The organism is Pannonibacter sp. CBAS1226 (assembly GCF_055685825.1).
Window position 1 is genome coordinate 23718 of record NZ_JBVOUO010000017.1, and the last position, 22685, is coordinate 46402.

Here is a 22685-nt window from a genome sequence, read left to right on the forward strand (position 1 = left end):
ATCTGAACAGAACTGAAGCCTTGCCCTACTCGCGGGCATCCAGAGCAAGACTCTTGTCGAGCCCGTATTTCTGCATCTTTTCGTAAAGCGTCTTGCGCGAGATGCCGAGCTGTTCATAGACCGGCTTCAAAGCCCCGCCATGAGCCGTGATGGCATTGGCAATGAGCTGCCGCTCATAGGCGGCCACCTTGTCGGCCAGCCGGGTCGAGGGCGCATCCTGAGCCCCGGCGCTGTCCAGTCCGGTCTCCAGCCCCAGCACCAGCCGGTCCGCCGCATTACGCAGCTCGCGCACATTGCCCGGCCAGTCACGCTCGGCGATTTCCGACAGGACCTCCGGCGCCACTTCCAGATCCTCGCGGCCATAGCGTGCACAGGCCTCCCGCACCAGATGCAGGAACAGGAGCGGAATATCCGCCCGCCGCTGCGCCAGGGACGGAACACGGATGGTCGCCACATTCAGCCGGTAGAACAGGTCGGCGCGGAACCGCCCGGCCGCCACTTCCGCCGCCAGATCCACCTTGCTGGTCGCCAGAAACCGCAGATCCAGCGGCACGGCCTCATTGGAGCCGAGCCGGGTGATCGTGCGCTCCTGCAGCACCCTGAGAAACTTGGCCTGCAAGTCCACCGGCATGGAGCCGATTTCATCCAGCAGGATTGTGCCGCCCCGCGCATGCTCGAACTTGCCGTAACGCGCGCGCAGCGCCCCGGGAAAGGCTCCCGCCTCATGGCCGAACAGCTCGCTCTCGATCAGCGTTTCCGGCAGCGCCGCGCAATTGATGGCAATGAACGGCCCCTTGGCGCGGGCGCTGATGTCATGCAGACTGCGGGCGACGACTTCCTTGCCCGCCCCCGTCTCGCCAATGATCAGCGCATCCGCATCGCTGGCGCCGATGGCCCGCAACCGGTAGCGCAGATCGACCATCACCGGGGTGCGGCCCGGCAGGCGCGTCTCGATATCATCACGCTTGCCTGCAACGGCCCTGAGGCGGCGGTTCTCCAGCACCAGTGCCCGCCGGTCCAGCGCATGGCGCGCCACGCCCGCAAGCGCCTGGGTGGTGAAAGGCTTCTCGATGAAGTCATAAGCCCCTTCGCGCATGGCCTTCACGGCCAGCTGCACGTCCCCGTGGCCGGTCACCAGGATCACCGGGATCTCGTGATCCAGCTCCCGGATCCGTTGCAGCAGCGTCATGCCGTCCATGCCCGGCATGCGTATGTCGCTGACCACAATCCCGTCGAAGCCGAATCCGGTGCGTGCCAGCACTTCTTCTGCGGAGGAGAACGCCTTGACCTGCAGCCCGTAGAGCTCCAGCGCCTGACTGGTGGAGAGGCGCAGATCCTCCTCATCATCAACAAGCAGCACCACGCCGGAGTTCATACGGCCACCTCTTGCAAAGTCCCGGCGCCCGCTTCCACCTGCGCCTGTATGAGCCCGATGCGGAACAGCGCTCCGCCCCCCGGCCTTGACAGAACTGCGAGACTGCCGCCGAAGTCCTTGATGATGTTATAGGAAATCGAAAGGCCCAGACCAAGCCCCTTGCCGACACCCTTGGTGGTGAAAAAGGGATCGAAAATCCGCTCGATGATTGCCGGCGGCACACCGGGTCCCCGGTCGCCGATTTCTATGATGATATGCCCGCCATCCTCGCGGGCGCTGAGCATGATCTCCCGGTCCTCCAGCTCCTCGACTGCATCACAGGCGTTGGTCAGGATGTTGACGAGCACCTGCTGCAGGCGCACAGGACCGCCGCGCACCGGCGGAAGGCCCGCAGGAATGCTGGTGGTCACGGTTGCATCGGCCGAAGCCAGCCGGGCCGAGACAATTTCCAGAGTATCGCGGACAGCATCCTCGATCCGCACCGCCCCAAGCCGCTCGTTCGGCTTGCGGGCGAAATTGCGCAGATGCCGTGAAATCGACGCCATGCGGTCGATGAGCTTGGAAATGCGGCCGAGATTGTCCTGCGCCTCCGCGATGCGGTTCCGCTCGATCAGCAGGGCGGCACTGTCTGCATAGGTCTTGGCGGCAGCCAGCGGCTGGTTGAACTCATGCGACAAGGCGGCCGACATCTGGCCGAGCCCGGCAAGTTTGCCGGCCTGGATCAGATCCGCCTGGGTCTGGCGCAGCTGCAGGTTCACCCTTGCAAGATCGGCCGTGCGCTCCTCCACCCGCCGCTCCAGTTCCGCCTGCGCCTCGATCTGCATGAACATGCGCTCCTGCAGCCGGGCGCGGCGCTGGATGACGGCGGAACCCCCGAGCACGGACAGGCAGAGGAAGAGGAGGATGGCGACAAGGCTGGTGCGCGCCTGGGTGTGGATCGAGGCCGTGTCGAGCAGCACCTTCACGGTCCAGTCGGCTCCGGGCATGTAATGCTCGAGCATCAGATATTCACGGCTGCCGCCGGACTGGCCACCGGTCTGGCTGCCGGTTTGACTGATGGTCATCAGATCATGCCCGGCAAAACTGCTCCGCGCCACCGGCAGCTCCCGCAGGATGGCGTCGGAATAGCGGCGGGATTCTTCTGTCCGGCTCAGCCGCTCCTGGGTCAGCGGCAGCACCGAGGCATAGAGCCATTCGGGATTGCCGGTCATGAAAATGATGCCTTCCGGATCCGAAACGAGGATCTTGTATTCACCGCCCTGCCAGGAGCTTTCGATGCCTTCGATATCGACCTTGAAGACAATCACCCCGCGGATTTCTCCCGAGACCCGGACCGGTGCCGAAAAATAATAGCCGCGTTTGGCCGAAGTGGTGCCAAGGGCATAGAAGCGCGCCGGCCGCCCGGCTGCGGCCTCCTGGAAGTAGGGGCGGTAGCTGAAATTCTCGCCGACGAAACTCGCCGGCCCGTCAAAGTTGCTGGCGGCAATCGTCGTTCCGTCCGTTGTCATGACATAGATGTCGGAGGATTCCAGCAGCGTGTTGATGTCCTTGAGATACTGGTTTGCCAGCTGGCGCAGGCCGGCATTGTCCGGATCCATCAGCAGATCCTTCATGTCCTGATGATCGGCGATCAGGGTTGGCAGCGGCTCATAGCGGCTGAGATGGCCGCTGAGGGCTGCGACCGCCAGACGCAAGGCACTGCCGGCCTGCAGCGAGGCCTCCTGCATGAAATGCCGTGTCAGGGTCCTGTCGCCGATCGTCACAAGCGCCAGGGCCGAAAGCCCCAGCAGCACGATCAGCGCCGCAATCATCCGCCGCGCTGCAATGATGCGTCTTTCAGGAGATATTGCATCTGCCATCAGGTCAGGTCCTCTTCGGGCAGAAGATACCGTGGCAGGCGGAGGTTTCCAATGGCAAGCCAAAGCCAAGGCCGCAGCTGCCGCCCGTCAGAAACCGGCGCCCTTGCGGAACCGCGCAGGTGGAAGCCCGGTGAGGCGGCGGAAGTCACGGGAAAAATGATAGGGGTCGGCATAGCCGCAGGCGGCGGCAACCTCTGCCACGGTTCCGGAACTTTCCGTCAGCACCCGCTTGGCGGCGGTGATGCGCTCATGGCGCAGAAAATCCATCGGCGTCGTGCCCGTGGCCGCCCGGAAGGCCCGGAAAAGCTGGGAGGGGCTGAGCCCTGTCAGCGCCGCCATGTCCCCGATCCGCCAGGGATGGGAAAGACTGGCGCGCAGGCGCTCCATCAGCGCGGCGATACGAGGATCCTGCGTGCGTCCTTCATCCGCCGGGCGCCCGGCCGCCAGCTGCGAGACGATGAGCGCCACTTGCGCATTCACCAGGGCATCCACCGCAGGCCCGCCCTGCTGTGCCAGCCGCAGCACAGCCGTAAAGGCAGCTTCCATGTCCCTGCAGGCCTCGGGCAGAAACAGCGGCTGGCGCGCCACATCCAGCACCCGGTGCAGCGCATCAAGCCCCGCGCCGCGCAGACCCATCCAGTAATAGCGCCAGCGGCCCTCCCCCGCCGCGCCATGGGCATAAGGCCTTGATGTGTCGAGCCAGGCCACCATACCCGGCAGGACCGCGTGTGTGGCGCCGCCCGTCTCGATCCAGCCCTGCCCTTGCGTGGCGATGAGAAGCACGTGATCGCGGTAGCGCTTGCGTGTCGGCTCTGCGCCGGGCAGCGCCAGCCCGTGACCGGCCGCCTGCAGCGCATAGGGCAGCACCGCCGCCAGCGCACCGGGGGTGTGAAAGGCAATCTCTTCACGCTCGTCCATCATGCGCTGACGATGCGGGGCCTTGCGAGTTTTGTCCAGCTTTTGCGTTGATCTTGCATTTTCGCGCGGATTTTCTGAAGCTATCTTCCGCCTCTTGAGGGAGATTTTGTCATGTCAGGTTCCGCAGCCGGCGCAGCGCCGTCACAGGATGAGTTTGTCTTTGCGCCGCTGGAGCCTGCCTTTGCGGCGGATCCCTATGCCGCCTATGCGCAGCTGCGGGCGCGCGAGGGGCTGACATGGTTCCCCGATTTCAAGATCCATCTCGCCTCCCGCTTCGAGGATGTGTCCGCCATTGTCATGGACAAGCGGATGGTGCGCTCGCTGGACGGGCTGGTGAGCCCCGAGGAGATCGCCGCTGAAAAGCGCGCCGGAAACTGGCACGACATGCCCCACCATTCCCGCTTCGTGCAGTTCAGCCTGCTGGACAGCGACGGCGAGGTGCATGACCGGTTGCGCAAGGCCGTGTTCCGCCTGTTCACCCCGGCGATGATCGCAAGGCTGCGCGACAGCATCCAGTCCTACGTGGACGGGCTGGTGGACCGCCTGCTGGACCAGCGGGATATCGACTTCGTGGAAGATCTGGCAGCGCAGGTGCCCGGCCACATCATCGGGCGGCTGCTCGGCGTGCCGGATGAGGACTGCCCGCAGCTGCGCATCTGGTCCGAGAATATTGTCCAGTTCTTCGATATCGACCGCTCGGACGCCCGCAAGCAGCTGGCCGAAACCGCCACCACCGAGTTCTACACCTATCTCACCGCGCTGAAGGCCGAGCGGCAGAAGGCCCCGCGTGAGGACCTGATTTCCGAGCTGATCCGCGCCGAGGCCTCGGGACAGTTCACCGAGGACGAGTTCATCTCCACCTGTATGCTGATCCTCATGGCCGGGCATGGCTCCACCATCGACGTGCTGGGATCGGGCATGCACTGCCTGTTCCGCTTTCCGGACGAGCGGGAGAAGCTGAAGGCCGATCCCGGGCTGCTGCCCACCGCCGTGCAGGAGATGTTCCGTTTCGAATCGCCCCTGCCCTTCTTCCACCGCTACGCCACGGAAGACGTGACCATCGCCGGCACCGCCTATCCGCGCGGGACGAAGTTCGGCCTGCTCTATGGCGCGGCCAACCGCGACCCGGCGGCCTTTGCCGATGCGGACCGGTTTGACGCAGGCCGCAAGCCCAACCGGCATCTGGCCTTTGGCGGCGGCACGCATTTCTGCCTGGGCAACCATCTGGCGCGGCTGGACATGGAAATCATCTTCGCCACCCTGCTGCGCCGCTGCGCAAGGCTGGAGCTGGCCGAAGACCAGGTGGACTACAAGCGCGGCCTTTCCGTGCGCGGGCCCAAGCGCCTTAACCTGCATCTGGCTCCTGCCTGAGCCTTCAGCTTCCAACTGGACACGCCCCCATGCCCCGTATCATCTTCCAGTCCGCCGATGGCACCCGCACCGAAGTGGAGGCCGCAAGCGGCCAGAGCCTGATGGGTGCCGCCGTTGCCCATGGCATCGAGGAAATCGCCGCCGAATGCGGCGGTGCCTGCGCCTGCGGCACCTGCCATTGCTACATCCCCGAGGGACAGGGCATCGCCCTGCCGGAGGCGGAAGAGATGGAACGGGCGATGATCGAATGCGTCATCGACCCCCGCCCGCAAAGCCGCCTCACCTGTCAGGTCACCGTCAGCGAGGCCATGGACGGGCTGGTGGTGGAGCTTCCAGCAAGCCAGCACTGAAGCCGGAACTGTTGCTTGGCTGGACATCCTGAAGAGCCCACCTCTCGTGGCGAAAGGTCCGGAGACGCCCTGCCAGATTCAACAGGGAGACTCGCTGCAGCTTTCAGGCTATAGGTGGGTATGTTCACGTTTTACCCCAAACCTGCCAAGTGATGAGCAACAGTCCGTCAGTCTCCCTTCCCGTTCTGGCCCCGGACCGGGTGCATGAAGCCTCCGGCCCGGCAGCGCTGGCTTTTGCGCTGCTGCAGGCGGCGCAACTGCGTGAGGGCAGGGGAACGGACAAGGCGGTGCTGCTGATCGTGCCCACTCATCTGCGCGGCGGACTGCTGCCCTCAGGCGTTGCGCCGCTGATCGACCCGAGCCGCCTCATCACCGTGCAGGCCCCCACACAGACCGATCAGCTGTGGAGCATGGAAGAAGCGCTGCGCTCCGGCGCGATGCATGCGGTGATCACCCTGACGGAAAAGCCCCTGACCCTGACGCAGGGCCGCCGCCTGCAGCTGGCCGCAGAAAGCGGGCGCACGCTGGGCCTGCTCGTCACCGGACAGGAGGGCGGCAGCAACGCCAGCGAAACCCGCTGGCACTGCGTGCCCTTGTGGGATGAGGCGGACTCGACTCTGCAGGCCTGGTCGCTTATAAAGAACAAAAGAGGAACAAACGGCAACTGGATGGTGCGCCTCAATGACAAGAGCTCTGGCCCGGCGGGTGTTGTGCATCTGGTTTCCCAGACTGGCGAGCGACCGTATCCTGCGGCTGCGGCCTCATGACGGGCCGTTTGCCATCAGCCTCAACCGCAGCAACAGCGAGCATATCCACTGCCTGAACAGAACGGCCGAAACACGCGGCCTGCGCCGGGGCATGAGCCTTGCCGATGCACGCGCCCTGTGCCCGCAGCTTGTCAGCGAACCGGCAGACCTGCCCGGCGAACGGCAGTTTCTGGCCGCCCTTGGCCGCTGGGCCGGGCGCTATGGCCCCATGGTGGGGCGCGATGGCGCCGATGGGCTGGTGGCCGACATCACCGGCGTGCCGCATCTTTTCGGCGGCGAGGAAGGGCTTCTCGCCGATCTCCATGGCCGCTTCAGCCATGCCGGACTGACAGCCGCCGCCGCCATTGCCGGTACGCGCGGGGCGGCCTATGCGCTCTCGCGCCATGGCGGCGGCATTGCTCCGCCGGGTGAGGCGCTCGCCGCCATCGGCGCGCTGCCGCCCTCGGCCCTGCGGATCGATGGGGAGACGGCCAGCGGCCTGCAGCAAATGGGCCTGCGCAGTATCCGTGATCTCACGCAGGTGCCGCGTGCGCCACTGGCGCGCCGCTTCGGCGCCTCGCTGATGCTGCGGCTCGATCAGGCGCTCGGCCTGGCCGGAGAGCCCGTTTCTCCCGATGGCCCGCCGCCGCATTTCGGCGCCCGCATCACCCTGCCGGAGCCGGTAGGCCTTGTCGATGACGTGATGGCCGGCCTGACCCGCCTGCTGGAGCGGCTGTGCGAAAAGCTGGCGGCCGTCAATCTCGGCGCCCGGCGGCTGCATGTGGAACTGCGGCGGGTGGATGGCGATCTGGCGCAGCTGGACGTGGGCCTTGCCCGGCCCATGCGCGACCCCGTCGCCATCGCCCGCCTGTTTGCCCGCTCGATCGAGAAGGTGGATGCCGGTTTCGGCTTCGACCAGCTGCGCATGACCGTCAGCATCGTGGAGGAGATGCAGCCGCAGCAGCTGACGAGCGCCGGCGAGGGCGAAGCGGAGGGCAAGCTCGCCGATCTCATCACCCGCATCGGCAACCGTCTGGGCTTTGATGCCGTGCGCCGCCACCTGCCTGCGGACAGCCACATTCCGGAACGCAGCTATCTCGCCGCCCCCGCCGCCTTCAGCCGGCCGGAGCCTTTTCCCCAGAGTGGCCCGCGCCGCCCGCTCCTCCTGTTTCCGCCCGAGCCGCTGACGGCACAAGGGACAAGCCCGCCCGCCCGTTTCTCCTGGCGGCGCATGCGCTTCACCCTTGGCCGCGCCTCGGGGCCGGAGCGCCTGTCGCCGGAATGGTGGCTGGATGATCCCGCCTGGCGCCGGGGCCTGCGCGATTACTGGTTCGTCGAAACCCGCGAGGGCCGCCGCCTCTGGCTGTTCCATACACCGCAGGATCCGGGATGGTACGTCCATGGCGAATTTGCCTGAACCGGCAGCGGGCGGCTATGCCGAGCTTTGCGTCACCAGCAACTTCACCTTCCTGACCGGCGCCTCGCATCCCGAGGAACTGGTGTTGCGGGCGGCGGAACTGGGGCTGCAGGCGATTGCCATCACCGACCGCAACAGCCTTGCAGGCGTGGTGCGGGCCCATGTAGCCCTGCGCGAGCTGCGGCGGCAGCTGGCGGAACAGGCTCAGGAACAGCTCCCCGGAGAAGGGCTGGCTGCGCCATCTCCACCCGGACACGACGCCGGAACGGTCAGAAATCCGCCGGAAAACACCATGCGTGCAGATGTGCGCTCACGCCGGCGCGTGGATCCGTCCAGCCGTCAGGACATGGGCCACCAGAACATGGCCCCGCAGGATATGGGCTGCCTGGATCAGCACGCACCGGAAGTAGAAGGCACACAGGACAGGAAACAGACTACGGCGCGGCCCGCCGCCGGCCCCACCCTGCCGAAGCTGATCACCGGAGCCCGGCTGGTGCTGCAGGAGTGTCCGGTGGAGTTTGTAGCCCTGCCGGTGGACAAACCCGCCTATGCAGGGCTATCGCGCCTGCTGACCCTCGGCAAGCGCCGTGCCGTCAAAGGCGCCTGCACGCTCTATCCCGCCGACCTGATGGAATGGGGCCGCGGCCTCATCCTCATCGCCCTGCCGCCAGATCTTCTCACCGCGAAGCCGGAGACGGCGCTGGAGGTGAAGGCCGTGCTGAACCGGCTCGTCCAGCAGTTCCCCGGCCATGTCTACACCGGCGCGGTGCCCGGCTATGACGGGCAGGATCAGGCCCGCTTCGATGCGCTGTACCGCCTGTCGCTGGCAACGGCCGCGCCTCTGGTCGCCGTTGGCGATGTGCTGATGCACCGGGCGGGCCGCCGCGCGCTCGCCGATGTGCTGACCTGCCTGCGCGAGGGCTGCACTATCGCCACCCTCGGCCGCCGCGCCCTGCCCAATGGGGAGCGGCGGCTGAAGGACGGGGCCGGCATGGCCCGTCTTTTCACCCGTTATCCGGCAGCGCTCCGCCGCACGCTGGAGATTGCCGCCCGCTGCGCCTTTTCGCTGGATGATCTCAGCTATCAGTACCCGGAGGAAGTGAGCGGCGGTGAGGATGCGCAAGGCCGGCTGGAGCGGCTGGTGCGGGCCGGTCTCGAAAGCCGCGAGCGTTTTCCCGATGGCGCGGATGCGGACACGCTTTCCAAGGTGGAAAGGGAGCTGGTGCTCATCCGCCTCAAGGCCTATGCGCCCTATTTCCTCACCGTGCATGACATCGTGCAATTTGCCCGCAGCCGGAACATCCTGTGCCAGGGGCGCGGGTCGGCGGCCAATTCCATCGTCTGCTACGCGCTTGGCATCACCGAGGTGAAGCCCGGCACCACGCTGATGGTGTTCGAGCGCTTCATTTCCGCCGAGCGCGGCGAGCCGCCGGATATCGATGTCGATTTCGAGCATGAGCGCCGCGAGGAGGTGATCCAGCACATCTACGAGCGCTATGGCCGCCACCGCACCGGGCTGACCGCCACTGTCATCCATTTCCGCTCCCGCGCCGCCATCCGCGAGGTGGGCAAGGTCATGGGCCTGTCGCAGGATGTGCTCGCCGCCATTGCCGGGCAAAGCTGGGGCTGGTCCAATGGCCCGCCGGATCCGGCGCGGCTGCGCGAAATCGGGCTGGACCCGTCGGAGCGGCGCCTTGCCATGACGCTGGAGCTGATTGCGGAAATCATCGGCTTTCCCCGCCATCTGTCCCAGCATGTGGGCGGCTTCGTCATCACCCGTGACCGGCTAGACGAGCTGTGCCCCATCGAAAATGCCGCGATGGAGGGGCGCACCGTCATCGAATGGGACAAGGACGACATCGACGCCCTCGGCATCCTCAAGGTGGATGTGCTCGCTCTCGGCATGCTCACCTGCCTGCGCAAGGGCTTTGATCTTCTGGTCCAGCACGAGCGGCAGGCGCTGACGCTGGCCAGCGTGCCGGAGGAGGATGCGGCCGTCTATGACATGCTGTGCCGTGCCGATGCCATCGGCGTCTTCCAGGTGGAAAGCCGGGCGCAGATGAACTTCCTGCCGCGCATGCGCCCGCGGGACTTCTACGATCTGGTGATCGAGGTCGCCATCGTCCGCCCCGGCCCCATTCAGGGCGGCATGGTGCATCCTTATATCAACCGGCGGCGGGGCAAGGAGAAGGTGGATTATCCTTCTGACGCGCTCAAGGGTGTGCTGGGCAAGACGCTGGGCGTGCCGCTGTTCCAGGAACAGGCGCTGCAGATTGCCGTGGTGGCAGCGGGCTTCACGCCCGGCGAGGCCGACCGGCTGCGCCGCAGCCTTGCCACCTTCAAGCGCATGGGCACGATCCATACGTTCCGGGGCAAGTTCATCTCCGGCATGCTGGGCAATGGCTACAGCCCGGAGTTCGCCGAGCGCTGCTTCAGCCAGATCGAGGGTTTCGGCGAATATGGTTTTCCCGAAAGCCACGCGGCGAGCTTTGCCCGGCTGGTTTATATCTCCGCCTGGATGAAGTGCCACCACCCGGCCATTTTCGCCTGCGCCCTGCTCAATGCCCAGCCCATGGGCTTTTATGCTCCGGCACAGATCGTGCGCGATGCGCGCGAGCATGGAGTGGAGGTTCGGCCCGTCTCGGTCAACCACTCCGCATGGGACAACACGCTGGAGCGGCGCAGCGACGGCGCACTGGCCCTGCGCCTCGGTTTCCGCCAGATCAAGGGCCTGCGCGAGGCGGATTGCCAGGTTATCGCCGCCAGCCGGGGCAACGGTTATCCGGATGTGGAAACCATCTGGCAGCGCACGCGCCTCAAAGGCGATGTGCTGCAGCGGCTGGCGGAAGGCGACGCGCTGACCTGCCTTGGCCTCACCCGCCGGACCGCCCTGTGGCAGGTCAAGGCGCTGGGTCAGGCCCGCACCTTGCCGCTGTTCTCCGGCATGGACGGGGAAGCGATTGCCGAGCCTGAAGTGGCCCTGCCCTCCATGTCGCTGGGCGAGGAAGTGGTGGAGGATTACGTCGCCCTGCGCCTGTCCTTGCGTGCCCACCCGATGGAACTGCTGCGCCCCGCGCTGCCGGGCCTCACGGCCCATGACCAGCTGACCCGGCCGGACCTACGGCAGGTGAGTGTGGCCGGTCTCGTCATCACCCGCCAGCGCCCCGGCACCGCCTCGGGCGTCATCTTCCTGACGCTGGAGGATGAAACCGGCGTCAGCAATGTGGTGGTCTGGCCCAAGGTTTATGAAGCCTTCCGCCGCGCCGTCATCGGCGGGCGGCTTTTGCGCGTGACGGGGCGTTTGCAGCGCGAAGGGCAGGTGGTGCATCTCATCGCCGGACAGATCGAGGACCTGTCCCACATCCTGCCCGGCCTCGGCCAGTTTGGCGGAGAGATAGATGCCACGGGCAGAACGCCTGCCGCGCCCGGCGGCGCTGATCTGAGGGGCGGAAAACCCGGCGCCCGCCATCCGCGTGAACAGGCCAAGCTTCTATTCCGGAGCCGCGATTTTCATTGACTGGCTGACCGGGCAATGAATGACAAACATCGCCCCGAGCGGGAAATTGCAGCCGGATAGCCGCCAGCCTTCTGCACCAGGCTTGCCGTCCCACCGGTATCAGGTTCGCACGAGCCTGACCAATGCTCGACGAGAAAGGCGCATCGAGAAGCTGCCGTTACCCCGCGAAGTCCTTCAAGATGTAATGACCGGCAGCAACCTCACTATAGAGTGCTTCGGGTCTTGAATAGCCGATCTCCCGGATCGGGCTTCTCAACTCTTCCGCCTCGATATTGCGGCGCCGTCCAAGCCTGTCCGGATCGGGAACCGGTACAGCCTCCATCAGCTTTCGCGTATACGGATGCTGCGGACTGGAGAATATGGAAGCGCGCGGACCAATTTCGACAATCTGCCCAAGGTACATAACAGCTACCCGATGGCTAACGCGCTCGACGACCGCCATGTCGTGAGAGATGAACAGGAAGGCGATACCCATGCTCTCCTGAAGGTCGAGCATGAGATTTATGACCTGCGCCTTGATGGATACATCAAGCGCAGAGACGCTTTCGTCGGCGATAATGATCTTCGGTTCGAGGGCGAGCGCACGTGCAATACAGATGCGCTGGCGCTGGCCACCGGAGAACTCATGCGGGTAGCGCCGGGCCATGTCCGGCGAGAGCCCGACCTTTTCCAGCATCGCCGCCGTCATCTCGCGTGCCTCGGCCTTCGTTCCGAGCTTGTGTTCAAGATAAGGTTCAGCCACCGCCTCGCCGACCGTCATGCGCGGATTGAGGCTGGCGAAAGGATCCTGGAAAATCATCTGCACGGAGCGTCTGAGACTGCGCATTTCCTTGCGGTCGAAAGCCAGAACATTTTCCCCGTTGATCAGGACAGAACCGCTCGTCGGCTCGATCAGCCGCATGATGGCGCGGCCGGTCGTCGACTTGCCGCAGCCGGACTCGCCAACAAGGGATAGTGTTTCGCCGGCATGGAGCTTGAACGAAACATCTCCAACAGCGTGCACACGGCCGGCAGGACGCGCGAAAAAGCCTGAATAGATGTCGAACTGCTTGGTGAGATTCCTGACCTCCAGCACTGGCGCCGCATCACGCGCAACCGTGTCAGGCAGATCTTTCGGTGGTTCCACGGCTCCCGTCACCGTATCGGTGATGGCAAAACGGGCGGGCAGTGTCGAGCCGGCCATCGAGCCCAAGACGGGAACAGCCGACAGAAGCGCCCGGGTATAGGGCTCCGTGCTGTCATGGAAGATGTCCGCCGTCCTGCCGGTTTCGATCTGCTCGCCGCGAAACATCACGACGGTCCGGTCAGCTATTTCGGCCACGACGCCCATGTCGTGAGTAATGAAGAGGACTGAGGTCCCTTCCTCTTCCTGCAGGGTCTTGATGAGATCGAGGATCTGGCCCTGGATCGTCACGTCCAGCGCAGTCGTAGGCTCGTCGGCGATCAGAAGCTTAGGCTTTGCGGCGAGGGCCATGGCGATCATGGCCCGCTGGCGCATACCACCGGAGAAACGGTGCGGATATTCATCGAAGCGTGAAGCCGCCGAAGGTATGCGTACCTTTTCCAGAAGCCGAATGGCTTCCAATCGCGCGCTGGCCTTGGACACATCGCTATGGCAGCGGATCGCTTCCGAGATCTGGTCGCCGATGGTGAAGAGCGGATTGAGGCTCGTCATCGGCTCCTGGAAGATCATCGCCACCCCGGCACCACGAACCTTGCGCATCTCGCGCTCGGGCAGGCCGAGCAATTCGCGCCCTCCGAGGAAGACCTTGCCCTCGATGCGGCTGGTCTCCCGCTGCAGAAGCCGCATGATCGACAGCGACGTCACGCTCTTGCCCGAGCCGCTTTCGCCGACGATGGCGAGCGTCTCTCCCGGCGCGACGTCAAATGAGACGTCGCGTATGACGCTTTTCCACTCGCCCTCGCTGAAGAAGGAGGTGGTCAGGTTCTGGACGGAGAGAACGGGTTGTGTCGTCATCGCCGGCATTCCTTTCGTGCTTGCCTCAGTCGGGCCAACGCATGAGCCCATCGAAACGATGGCGGCTCAGATCTTCGATCGGTGTCGCAATCACCTCGTTGGAACTGCGGGCCTTGTCGAGTTCCTCCCTCAGGCGGCGTGCCACGATTTCTTCCTGACCGGGGTGCAGGTTGCAGGGATCGAGATAAAAGTAATGATGCTCGGCCTCATGATCGCGGACGATGACGGGCGTGTCACCGGACGCCAAGGCCCGGGACAGATCCCAAGCCGTAATATGCGCCTCATCCGGCCTGATGAGGACCTTCAGCCGGTCGAGCGGATTGCGGGTCGGATCGGGATCGATCACCGCCGTCACGCCCGGATAGGGCTCGAGCGTCTCCTTCCAGAGTTTGAGATAACCACTTTCGCGGGCGCGAATGCCCTCATGGTCACGGGTTTCCCAGGCCTCCAATGCCGCCATCACGCCGTAGATGCTCTCCTTGCCGGCCTTCATGCCGCGCCCGATGCCAAGATTCTGCAGCATGGCATAGCGCACCAGTTCCTTTCTGCCGGCGACGATGCCCGAGGTTGGACCACCCAGAAACTTGTGCCCGCTATAGAGCGCGATATCGGCGCCGGTGGCGAGAAAGCCTTTCAGATCATATTCGGATGCAGCATCGACGATCACCGGCACGCCTCTGGCGTGGGCGATCTCGACAAACTCCGAAAGATGCAGCAGCCCGTAATTGACCACGTGGTGGGACACGACATAGACCGCCGCCGCCGTCTTGTCGGTGATCGCCTGCTCCATGTGATACCGATGGGTGGAGGTTGCCTGGCCGATCATCACCACCTTGCCGCCGGCAAGACGGATCGACTGGTCGACCGGCGCACCATAACTTACGACATGGCCCATCTGCACGATCACCTGATTGCGGTCGGTAAGCGTATCGGGGAGCTTCTCGATGGCGAGCAGGTTCGGCCCCGTGATCGCACCGGCAACGGCAAGACTGATGCCCGCGGAGCAGGAGGCAGTCACGAAGCCCGCCTCAGCGCCAGTCAATCTCGCGATGACGGCGCTCGCCTTGCGCTGCAGGTCATTGATTTCAACGAACTGGGGCATGATGGCCTGTACGGCACGGACTGCCTCCGGCACCACGATCGACGCACCGAGGCTCGTCATCGTGCCGGATACATTAACGACGGGGCGCAGACCGAGGCGTGCCCGGATATCCTCACTCATTGATTTCTCCTATTGCGATCACGCTGCACCGCCGGTAGAAGCGGACGCCATAACGTAATAATGTAATAACGCATTGAGTACCTGCGGTTGTCCCTTGACCACCCGAGGCGAAGAAGAAAGGCATGCTATGGCCGAGACTACCGAAACCACGGCTGACACCACGAAAAAAAGCCGCGGCTCCCGGGTGAGTGCGATCGACCGCACACTGCAGATCATCGACCATCTCTACGAAACCGGCGTTCCAGAAGGGGCATACGGGATCGCAAAAGCGGTGGGTGCACCGTTGTCGACTGTCTACACGATCATCGACGACCTCGTTGAGAAGAACATGTTGACGCGTACCGCCAACGGAGCAATCTGGCTTGGTCCGCGGCTTTACCACTATGGCCTCGCCTATGCCCGCTCGATCGATTTCATGAGCGTTGCCACCCAGGAGATGCACGATCTTTGCCGGCTGGCCGGGGAAACGGTTCAGCTTTGCGGCCGCGACGGACACCATATGCTGGTGCTCGCCATGGCCGACGGGCCCAGCCATTTTCAGGTGAGTTCGCGTGTCGGCACCCGGGTGCCACTCAACTGGACCGCGTCCGGCCGCCTGCTTGTTGGCCATCTTCCGGAAGATGAGCGCATCGAGCTTTTCAAGCGCGGTGCGCGCTCCTCGCCGACGGGCCGTGCAGATATCGACGCTGCCTCCCTGTCGACTGCGGCGGCGAAGGCCTTCGAGAACCGGCTTTCGATCCAGGCGGGTGAGTCCGACTACGCTGTGGCCTGCATCGCCTCTCCCATCTGCAACGGTCAGGGCGAGTGCGTGGCCACCATCTCCATCGTGCTTCCCGAACAGAAGGTCAGCCAGCAAGATGCTCATTACGGCAACCTGGTGCGGGATTCGGCCGCCAATATCGAAAGGCTGATGGGTTGGCGCAGCCATTGATGCCCCCTACTCCTTGAGCGCCACGATCGCTTCGATCTCGACCGTGATGTTGTTGGGAAGAGAGCCGAAGCCGACGGCTGAGCGCGCGTGACGGCCATTTTCGCCGAAGATCTCGATCAATAAATCGGAGCAACCGTTGATGACGTTCGGGTGATCGGCAAAATCCGGCACGGCATTGACCATGCCAAGAAGCTTTACCACCTGCTTGACCCGGCCAAGATCACCCAGCGCATCCTGCATGACAGCAAGAAGATTGAGCCCCGTCAGCCGCGCGTGCTGATAGGCCTCCTCCGTCGTGACGCCGCCACCAACCTTGCCGGTATGGAGCGTGCCGTCAGCCTCCCGGGGCCCCTGACCTGACAGGTAGAGCATGTTGCCCTCAATCTTGTGGGAAACGAAATTAGCGATCGGCGGCGCCGGTGGCGGGATCTCGATGTTCAGTTCGGCAAGCCGCGCATAGACGGCCCCGGAGAGATCATTTTCGAGGGCGGAGGAATAGGACACTAAAGCACCTGTCATCTGATGAAATTGCAGACCCGGCTCAACGCCAGGAATAACCATGGCTGTGGCGAACGAGTTTCGGCGGGCGCGGCTGGTAGCGGCTGGCCTTGATGACCTCACTGCCGATCACGGCGTAGACCGGATCGAAGAGCTTGCTCATCCGGGCGACATCCCCATTGGAATCAGTCGCTTCCAGATCTGAATCGATCAGATTAAAGATCGTGAACTCCGCCCGGTTACCGGCCGAAAGCAGGTTTTCGCCCGGCAGGCCGATGACCGAGGCCGGGGCCGCCGTGACCGCGCGGATGACCTCCGTAAAGGGCATGCCAACCGACAGAAGCTTCGACATCGTCGTCGCCATGTCCCAGACTGGGTGGTTCATCGAATGGCCGTGCAGGTCGGTCGAGATCGAGAACGGCATCAGGCCGCGCTGGATCGCAGCTTCCGCCACCTTGAAGGAGAACGAAGCGCCGCCATGGCCGATATCCAGGCGCACGCCCTCCGACGCGCAGCGTTCGGCGAGCTGGAACAGATCCTCATCCTCCAGAATGGAGGAGCCTGCTTTGCCGTTGAAGCAGTGGGTGACGATATCGCCAGGATCAAGGATTTCCAGGACCTCGTCGTATAGCGCTGGTGGTTCGCCGACATGAACCATCATCGGCACTTTGAGGATCTTGGCGATCTTCTTGCCGAGCTTGACCGGGGTCACACCCCAGGAGCCGGTGATGACATGGCTCGCCCGCACCTTGATGCCAACGATATGCTCCTTATTGGCTTCATAGCAGTCGAGGATGCGATCAAGGTCGATATCCTTGATGTCGCGCAGTTCCGGCACGCGGTTGCAGGCCACCAGGCCAATCGAGCCAAGGTTCAGGAACGCCTTGATGCGCTCTCGCGACGGCTCGATGATATATTCCCGGAAACCGTGGAAGTTGGCCTCACCCGCAGAGCCCGCGTCGACGAGCGTGGTGACGCCGCGTTCCGCGCCGCATTCGGACGGCCGGATCGAGATATCCGTGCCTCCATGCCAGATGTGAACATGAAGATCGATCCATCCCGGCGAGATCCAGGCACCCTGCCCGTCGACAACCGTCCGGCCGCCAGCCTGCGGCAGGCCCGGCGCGGCCGCCTCGATATTGCCATCAGCGCCGATGGCAACATCGATCGGGGTTCCGGTCTGCACCGTATCGAAGCCCACGGGCTTTACGTTGCGTATCAACAGAGGTTCGGCGGTTCTTGCCTGCACCATCTTACAAGTCCTTCTGCAAACGGGGATCCAGCATGTCGCGCATTCCATCGCCGACGATCTGGAGTGAGAGAACGGCCAGGATGATCGCCAGGCCCGGATAAAGCGTCATCCAGCTGGCCTGATCGAGATATTGCCGGCCGGAGGAAATCATGGTTCCCCAGGTCGGAACTTCGGGGCTGACGCCGACGCCGAGAAAGGAAAGCCCGGCCTCGGCGAGGATCGCATTGGCGAAGAGGAAGGTGGTCTGCACCAGAATGGGGGAGATGAGGTTCCGCAGCACATGCCGCGTCATGATGTGGTAGGTCGAGATGCCCATGGACTGGGCAGCCTCGACAAAAGGAAGTTCACGGATGACGAGTGTCGAGGCGCGCACAATGCGTGCGAGCCGTGGTGCGTAGACGATCGACAGAGCCACGATGACCGTCGACATCGATGGGCCGAGGGCCGCGACCAGCGCAATCGCCAGCAGGATGTCCGGGAACGCCATCATGGCGTCGATCAGACGGGCAATCGGCGTGTCGAGCCGCGAGAAGAAACCCGCCAGCAAGCCGAGCGTCACTCCGATCAGCGCCGACAGCACCACCACCGCAAACCCGATGAAGAGTGAAACCTGGCCAGCAAAAATCGTGCGTGTGAAAACATCCCGGCCAAACTCGTCGGTCCCGAACCAATGTTCGAGACTTGGCTCCTTCAGCCGGCTCGCGATCGACAGCTTGGTCGGGGAATAAGGCGCAATCACCGGCGCGAGCACGGCGAGCAGGACGAAGATGACAAGGACGGCAAGCGCGATCAGCACCGGTTTGCGCCTGGTCAGCCGGCGCAGGAAAACCCACAAAGCGGCCCCCGCAGGGGAGGAAATCTGGACCTCGGCCATCAGTAGCGCACCCTTGGATCGACCAGCAGATAGAGCATGTCGATGACAAAATTGATGAGAACGTAAAGGCCGGCAATCACGAGCAGTGCTCCCTGGATGACCGGATAGTCACGGCGCAGCACGGCTGAAACGACGAGACTGCCGACGCCGGGAAGCGCGAATACGGTTTCAGTGACCACGGCACCGGCCACGAGCACGGCACCGGTGAGGCCGATGACCGTCAGGATCGGGATCAGCGCGTTCTTCAGAGCGTGTTTCAATATCACCCGCCGTTCGACCAGGCCCTTTGAGCGGGCGGTGCGGATGTAATCCTCGTTCAGGACATCGAGCATGGCCGCACGCGTGAAACGCAGGATGAGCGCGGACGAAACAAGGCCAAGCGAAACCGCTGGCAGAACCAGATGATGCAGCCGCTCAAAAAAGCTCGCGCCCGGCCCGCCATAACCAGAGACCGGGAAGACACCGAACTTCACGGCGAAATACTGGATCAGGATCAGCCCAAGCCAGAAGCTCGGCACACTGGCCGCCGTCATGGCGATCACCGTTGCCGCCTGGTCGATGATTGAACCGCGGCGGTAGGCGGCATAGATGCCGACGGGAAGAGCGACGGCGCTCGCAAGTATCAGTGCAAAGACCGTGAGGAAGAAGGTAGGCTCCGCGCGCTGCGCCAGCGCCGCCGTAACCGGAATATTGAGGAAGATCGAACGCCCGAGATCGCCCTGCAGCAGCGAAAGCACATAGCTTCCATATTGCACGAGGATAGGCTGGTCGAGGCCGAGACGGGTCCTGAGATCGGCTACGTCCTGGGCGGTCGCATCGGGTCCCAGCATTACGGCCGCCGGATCACCCGGAGTGACGCGAACGATCACGAAGACGATCGTCACTACGAGCATCATGACCACGATCATGCCGAGCAGGCGTTGGAATACATAACGTATCATGCAGCTTCACCGTGTCTGACGCATCGCCCGGCCGAGCGCGGGTCATGCGAAGTGCCGGCAGGAAAAGAGACCGCCCTCACAGAGCATTCTCGCGAATAATGCCGCCGAGGCGGTAATAGGACTGTTTGGGAATGCGCTGCAGCGTCGGGTAGTCGACATAGACCAGGCCGAAACGCTTGCTGAAACCGCGGCCCCATTCGAAATTATCCATCAGCGACCAGGCGAAATAACCCCGGATGTCGTGGCCTTCCTCGATCGCATCCAGAACGGTGTTCAGATAACGCTCGAAATAGGCGATCCGCTCCTTGTCGATGACCGTCCGGTCGGGCCTCAGCGCATCGTGGAAGGAGGCGCCGTTTTCCGTGATGTATATCGGCGGATTGCCGTAGCGGGCACTGGTATCCCGGATCTGCTCGAGGAAGGCACCCGGATCGACCACCCAGTTGACGTCCGTGAGCGGGCCGGCACCGGTCGGCGGCATGGTTTCGGCCACGCCCCAGGTGGCACCGGGATGCGGCGCGACATAGACGGGGTTGTAGTGATTGAGGCCGAAGAAATCGAGCTTCTGGCTGATTTCCTCCATGTCGCCGGGCTTCACCAGTCCATCGAGCTGGTCCCTCAGCGGTTCGGGATAGGTGCCGAGCCATAACGGGTCGACTGTGACGCGGCGCCAGAGCGCATCGCCGAGAACACATGCCTCACGATGAGCCTCGTCGTCGTAATGCGGACGAACCGGCCCGAGCGAAACGATATTGCCGGCCTCCGCCGCGGGGGCTTCCGCGCGCACTGCCGTCACCGTCTTGCCGTGGGCAAGATTGAGATTGTGGATCGAGGCGAGGCAGCTCGCATAATCCTGCTTGCCCGGAGCGTGGCGGCCGAGATTGTAGGCAACCCATGGAATGACATTGGGTTCGTTGACCGGCACGAAGCGTTGGACCCGATCGGAGAAGTGGCGGATCACCTCGGCCGCGTAGTCGCCAAACCAGCTTGCGGTATCGCGATTCCGCCAGCCGCCTTTCTCTTCGATCGCCACCGGCATGTCCCAGTGGTGAAGGCAGATCCAGGGCTCGATCCCTTCATGCAAAAGCAGATCGATGACCCGGTCGTAGAAATTGAGCCCACGCTGATTCACCTGTCCCTTGCCTTCGGGAAAGATCCGCGGCCATGCGGTCGACAAGCGATAGGCCCCGACACCGAGATCGCGCATCAGGCCGATGTCTTCCGGATAGCGGTGATAGTGGTCGCAGGCAATATCGGCGGTGTCACCATTCGTGGTCCGGCCGGGCGTGTGGGCATAGACGTCCCAGACACTCGGTCCCCGGCCGTCCGTCCTGGTTGCCCCTTCAATCTGAAAGGCCGAGGTGGCGGTGCCCCAGAGAAAACCGCTCGGAAAGGCTCTTGTCATGGGAGTACCTGCTCAAGTCGCGGAATGAACAAGATAAAAAGGATCCCGGCCGGTGAGGTGGGTGAGCACCGGCCGGGACAAGGTCCTGGGAGGAACCAGGATTACTTGCCGTTTTCGGTGCTGACGTTCCAGAAATACGGCCAAGGCGATGGCTTGAAGCCTTCCAGCGTCTTCGCTTCCGCAGTCAAGGCATTGAAGTCGCCGACCTTGAAGACAGGAGCTTCCTCGTAAAATGCCTTCTGCACTTCAGCGAAAAGCGCCTTGCGCTTCTGCGGATCGGCTTCCGCGAGGAAGGGATCGGTAACGGCATGCTTTTCGGCCGAGTTCCACCAGCCTGGAAAATCATCGGACATCCAGCCGTTGAGGGCAGGTTCTGCCGGGAACGGCCCATGGGTGATGAAGATGTCCCAGAGCGCTGGATCGGCACGGCGCTGCGTCAGCGTCGCCCAATCATAAATCCCGAGGTCGACCGTAAAACCCGCCATCTTCAGATACTCGGCCGCGACCTGTGCCATCTTGTAATGGAACTCGTATTGCCGGCTCGTCAGGATGCGCAGCGGCTTGCCGTCATAACCGGCTTCCTTCAGCATTTCTCCTGCTTTCACGGGATCGCCGCTGCCGTAGCGCTGGATGCCTTCATCGGTGTGCCAGATATAGCCTTGCGGATAGAGTGAGCCACTGACCCTGAAGAACTTCTCATTGCCAAAGGCCGCGAGCAGCATGTCTTCGGGGTTCAGCGCCGTCTGGATGACGTGGCGGACCGCCTTGCTCGTCATCATTCCCTGCTTGGTGTTCATGACGAAAACCGGCGCGCCGAAGGGCTCCAGCACGACCGGCAGCGCCTTGTCGGCACTCTCCAGACGCCCATAGCTCTCCGCCGGCAGTGAATCGGCAAAGTCGAACTGGCCGGACAGGATGCCTTCCAGGCGGGTATTGGCATCCGCCACAGGCACGAAGCGGATCTCGTCCAGTATGGTTTCGCGCTTGCCACCGAAGCCATTCGCGGATTCGGTACGGGCTGCGTAATCATCGAAGCGCACGAGTTGGATGTACTGGTCCGGTTTGTGCTCCTTCAACATGTATGGACCGGTACCGGTGAAGGCCACGAGCGGTTCAGCCAGATTCTCCTTCGGCATGATCACGGCTGCGGAGTTGTTGAAGGCCAGAAGCGACAGAAGCGGCGCATAGGGCTTGCTGAGTGTAATGCGGATCGCATTGTCACCCGTCACCTCAACCTTTTCGACATACGGAGCAGCCTGCTTGCCGCGTGAGGCGATCGACATCCAGCGCTCGATGCAGGCGAGCACATCGCCGGCATCCATGGTGCTTCCATCGTGGAACCGCACGTCCTTTCGCAAGGTGATGTCGTAAACCCTGCCTTCTTCGGAAATCTCCGGCATGGCGTCGGCGAGAAGCGGCACCACGTTCCACTCGCCGTCATAGGTGAAGAGCGTTTCGAAGATATGCTGAGTGGTCATGCCGACGACGTCGGCGGTCGACACCATCGGATCCAGCGTCGGCGGTTCACCGATCGTCGCGACATCGATCTTTCCCGCAGCCAACGTCAGTCCTGGATAGAGCGGCAGCGTCATGATTGCTGCTGCCAGCAACGCGTTTTTCAACATCCTCGTTCCCTCTGCTTCATAATTATATAATAGCAGCCATTACTATGATAGTTAAGCCGCGTTTGCAGATGGGTGTCAAGTGCCGCTTGAATTATCCGCCTCATACGAGCCCGAGCAGCGCCTGAGCAATCTCAAGGCGTGATGCGTCAGCATTGGAAGACTTGGTATCGGTTTGAAAAGGCACGCGGCGCACGCGTCGAGGCTGGCGATCGGCTGAAGACCGGCATTATGGCGATTGCAGACTGCCCCGCATCAGGTTTGCCGGGGTTCACATTCCTGAGTGGGATGGAGCATCATGAGCAAGACGATGCACCCGCTCCCCAAGAGGTCCGCGAGCGCGGTAGAGCTGCCAGCCGGCGATGAAGGCCTGCGTTCGAAGGGATTACGACTGGCCCTGGGCAGCGGG

At 63.4% G+C, this 22685-nt stretch carries 17 protein-coding genes; 6 read left to right on the top strand and 11 right to left on the bottom strand.

The window, feature by feature from the left end:
* Positions 1 to 25 precede the first annotated feature (25 nt).
* The 3 genes from AC0CMF_RS24125 to AC0CMF_RS24135 all read right to left on the bottom strand — a co-directional run bounded on the left by AC0CMF_RS24125 (position 26) and on the right by AC0CMF_RS24135 (position 4155).
* Positions 26 to 1375 carry a sigma-54-dependent transcriptional regulator gene (locus tag AC0CMF_RS24125; protein ID WP_374629066.1) on the bottom strand — a complete coding sequence of 450 codons (1350 nt, stop codon included), beginning with the start codon at positions 1373 to 1375 and terminating at the stop codon, positions 26 to 28.
* A complete protein-coding gene (locus tag AC0CMF_RS24130) occupies positions 1372 to 3234 on the bottom strand; it encodes a sensor histidine kinase (protein WP_374629065.1) in 1863 nt (620 codons plus the stop codon). The genes AC0CMF_RS24125 and AC0CMF_RS24130 overlap by 4 nt, the downstream gene beginning before the upstream one ends.
* An 87-nt stretch (positions 3235 to 3321) precedes the next feature.
* Positions 3322 to 4155 (bottom strand): helix-turn-helix transcriptional regulator, encoded by an 834-nt coding sequence (locus AC0CMF_RS24135; RefSeq protein WP_374629063.1) that lies wholly within the window; start codon positions 4153 to 4155, stop codon positions 3322 to 3324.
* A gap of 108 nt (positions 4156 to 4263) precedes the next feature.
* On the opposite strand from AC0CMF_RS24135, the gene AC0CMF_RS24140 reads away from it, so the two are divergent.
* The 5 genes from AC0CMF_RS24140 (at position 4264) to AC0CMF_RS24160 (ending at position 11553) form a co-directional block, all read left to right on the top strand.
* Positions 4264 to 5523 carry a cytochrome P450 gene (locus AC0CMF_RS24140; RefSeq protein WP_374629062.1) on the top strand — a complete coding sequence of 420 codons (1260 nt, stop codon included), beginning with the start codon at positions 4264 to 4266 and terminating at the stop codon, positions 5521 to 5523.
* A gap of 29 nt (positions 5524 to 5552) precedes the next feature.
* Positions 5553 to 5873, top strand: a complete 321-nt coding sequence (locus AC0CMF_RS24145) for a 2Fe-2S iron-sulfur cluster-binding protein (protein WP_374629061.1) — start codon at positions 5553 to 5555, stop codon at positions 5871 to 5873.
* Between the two features lie 152 nt (positions 5874 to 6025).
* A complete protein-coding gene (locus AC0CMF_RS24150; protein ID WP_374629060.1) occupies positions 6026 to 6640 on the top strand; it encodes an ImuA family protein in 615 nt (204 codons plus the stop codon).
* Positions 6555 to 8036, top strand: a complete 1482-nt coding sequence (locus tag AC0CMF_RS24155) for a Y-family DNA polymerase (RefSeq protein ID WP_374629059.1) — start codon at positions 6555 to 6557, stop codon at positions 8034 to 8036. Before AC0CMF_RS24150 ends, AC0CMF_RS24155 begins: the two co-directional genes overlap by 86 nt.
* Entirely contained in the window at positions 8020 to 11553 is a 3534-nt protein-coding gene (locus tag AC0CMF_RS24160; RefSeq protein ID WP_374629058.1) for an error-prone DNA polymerase, read from the top strand. Before AC0CMF_RS24155 ends, AC0CMF_RS24160 begins: the two co-directional genes overlap by 17 nt.
* A 157-nt stretch (positions 11554 to 11710) precedes the next feature.
* Here the strand turns inward: AC0CMF_RS24160 and AC0CMF_RS24165 are convergent, their stop codons facing one another.
* Positions 11711 to 13540 (bottom strand): ABC transporter ATP-binding protein, encoded by a 1830-nt coding sequence (locus AC0CMF_RS24165; protein WP_374629057.1) that lies wholly within the window; start codon positions 13538 to 13540, stop codon positions 11711 to 11713.
* 16 nt (positions 13541 to 13556) lie between these two features.
* Complete coding sequence (locus tag AC0CMF_RS24170) at positions 13557 to 14753, bottom strand: aminotransferase class V-fold PLP-dependent enzyme (protein ID WP_058898508.1); 1197 nt, start codon at positions 14751 to 14753, stop codon at positions 13557 to 13559.
* Positions 14754 to 14880: 127 nt separating this feature from the next.
* Here AC0CMF_RS24170 and AC0CMF_RS24175 point away from each other — a divergent pair, with 127 nt between their 5' ends.
* A complete protein-coding gene (locus AC0CMF_RS24175) occupies positions 14881 to 15684 on the top strand; it encodes an IclR family transcriptional regulator (RefSeq protein WP_374629056.1) in 804 nt (267 codons plus the stop codon).
* A gap of 6 nt (positions 15685 to 15690) precedes the next feature.
* Here AC0CMF_RS24175 and AC0CMF_RS24180 read toward each other — a convergent pair whose 3' ends face one another.
* The 6 genes from AC0CMF_RS24180 to AC0CMF_RS24205 form a co-directional block, all read right to left on the bottom strand.
* Positions 15691 to 16203: a RidA family protein gene (locus AC0CMF_RS24180; protein WP_058898506.1), complete on the bottom strand. Its 513-nt coding sequence runs from the start codon at positions 16201 to 16203 to the stop codon at positions 15691 to 15693.
* Positions 16204 to 16225: 22 nt separating this feature from the next.
* Positions 16226 to 17434: an amidohydrolase/deacetylase family metallohydrolase gene (locus tag AC0CMF_RS24185; protein WP_058898505.1), complete on the bottom strand. Its 1209-nt coding sequence runs from the start codon at positions 17432 to 17434 to the stop codon at positions 16226 to 16228.
* 1 nt (position 17435) lies between these two features.
* Positions 17436 to 18308, bottom strand: coding sequence for an ABC transporter permease (locus AC0CMF_RS24190; RefSeq protein WP_122522698.1), 873 nt, complete (start codon positions 18306 to 18308; stop codon positions 17436 to 17438).
* Positions 18308 to 19249 carry an ABC transporter permease gene (locus AC0CMF_RS24195; RefSeq protein WP_058898503.1) on the bottom strand — a complete coding sequence of 314 codons (942 nt, stop codon included), beginning with the start codon at positions 19247 to 19249 and terminating at the stop codon, positions 18308 to 18310. The genes AC0CMF_RS24190 and AC0CMF_RS24195 overlap by 1 nt, the downstream gene beginning before the upstream one ends.
* Positions 19250 to 19325: 76 nt before the next feature.
* Complete coding sequence (locus tag AC0CMF_RS24200) at positions 19326 to 20654, bottom strand: GH1 family beta-glucosidase (protein ID WP_123195374.1); 1329 nt, start codon at positions 20652 to 20654, stop codon at positions 19326 to 19328.
* Positions 20655 to 20755: 101 nt separating this feature from the next.
* Entirely contained in the window at positions 20756 to 22279 is a 1524-nt protein-coding gene (locus tag AC0CMF_RS24205) for an ABC transporter substrate-binding protein (protein ID WP_472482501.1), read from the bottom strand.
* Positions 22280 to 22685 lie beyond the last annotated feature (406 nt).

What these genes read in the sequence shown, in the direction of transcription:
- AC0CMF_RS24190 (WP_122522698.1), bottom strand. Translation starts at nt 18,308, where the DNA reads ATGGCCGAGGTCCAGATTTCCTCCCCTGCGGGGGCCGCTTTGTGGGTT.
- AC0CMF_RS24175 (WP_374629056.1), top strand. Translation starts at nt 14,881, where the DNA reads ATGGCCGAGACTACCGAAACCACGGCTGACACCACGAAAAAAAGCCGC.
- AC0CMF_RS24155 (WP_374629059.1), top strand. Translation starts at nt 6,555, where the DNA reads ATGACAAGAGCTCTGGCCCGGCGGGTGTTGTGCATCTGGTTTCCCAGA.
- AC0CMF_RS24200 (WP_123195374.1), bottom strand. Translation starts at nt 20,654, where the DNA reads ATGACAAGAGCCTTTCCGAGCGGTTTTCTCTGGGGCACCGCCACCTCG.
- AC0CMF_RS24170 (WP_058898508.1), bottom strand. Translation starts at nt 14,753, where the DNA reads ATGAGTGAGGATATCCGGGCACGCCTCGGTCTGCGCCCCGTCGTTAAT.
- AC0CMF_RS24130 (WP_374629065.1), bottom strand. Translation starts at nt 3,234, where the DNA reads ATGGCAGATGCAATATCTCCTGAAAGACGCATCATTGCAGCGCGGCGG.
- AC0CMF_RS24180 (WP_058898506.1), bottom strand. Translation starts at nt 16,203, where the DNA reads ATGACAGGTGCTTTAGTGTCCTATTCCTCCGCCCTCGAAAATGATCTC.
- AC0CMF_RS24145 (WP_374629061.1), top strand. Translation starts at nt 5,553, where the DNA reads ATGCCCCGTATCATCTTCCAGTCCGCCGATGGCACCCGCACCGAAGTG.
- AC0CMF_RS24160 (WP_374629058.1), top strand. Translation starts at nt 8,020, where the DNA reads ATGGCGAATTTGCCTGAACCGGCAGCGGGCGGCTATGCCGAGCTTTGC.
- AC0CMF_RS24125 (WP_374629066.1), bottom strand. Translation starts at nt 1,375, where the DNA reads ATGAACTCCGGCGTGGTGCTGCTTGTTGATGATGAGGAGGATCTGCGC.
- AC0CMF_RS24165 (WP_374629057.1), bottom strand. Translation starts at nt 13,540, where the DNA reads ATGCCGGCGATGACGACACAACCCGTTCTCTCCGTCCAGAACCTGACC.
- AC0CMF_RS24205 (WP_472482501.1), bottom strand. Translation starts at nt 22,279, where the DNA reads ATGTTGAAAAACGCGTTGCTGGCAGCAGCAATCATGACGCTGCCGCTC.
- AC0CMF_RS24185 (WP_058898505.1), bottom strand. Translation starts at nt 17,434, where the DNA reads ATGGTGCAGGCAAGAACCGCCGAACCTCTGTTGATACGCAACGTAAAG.
- AC0CMF_RS24150 (WP_374629060.1), top strand. Translation starts at nt 6,026, where the DNA reads ATGAGCAACAGTCCGTCAGTCTCCCTTCCCGTTCTGGCCCCGGACCGG.
- AC0CMF_RS24195 (WP_058898503.1), bottom strand. Translation starts at nt 19,249, where the DNA reads ATGATACGTTATGTATTCCAACGCCTGCTCGGCATGATCGTGGTCATG.
- AC0CMF_RS24140 (WP_374629062.1), top strand. Translation starts at nt 4,264, where the DNA reads ATGTCAGGTTCCGCAGCCGGCGCAGCGCCGTCACAGGATGAGTTTGTC.
- AC0CMF_RS24135 (WP_374629063.1), bottom strand. Translation starts at nt 4,155, where the DNA reads ATGATGGACGAGCGTGAAGAGATTGCCTTTCACACCCCCGGTGCGCTG.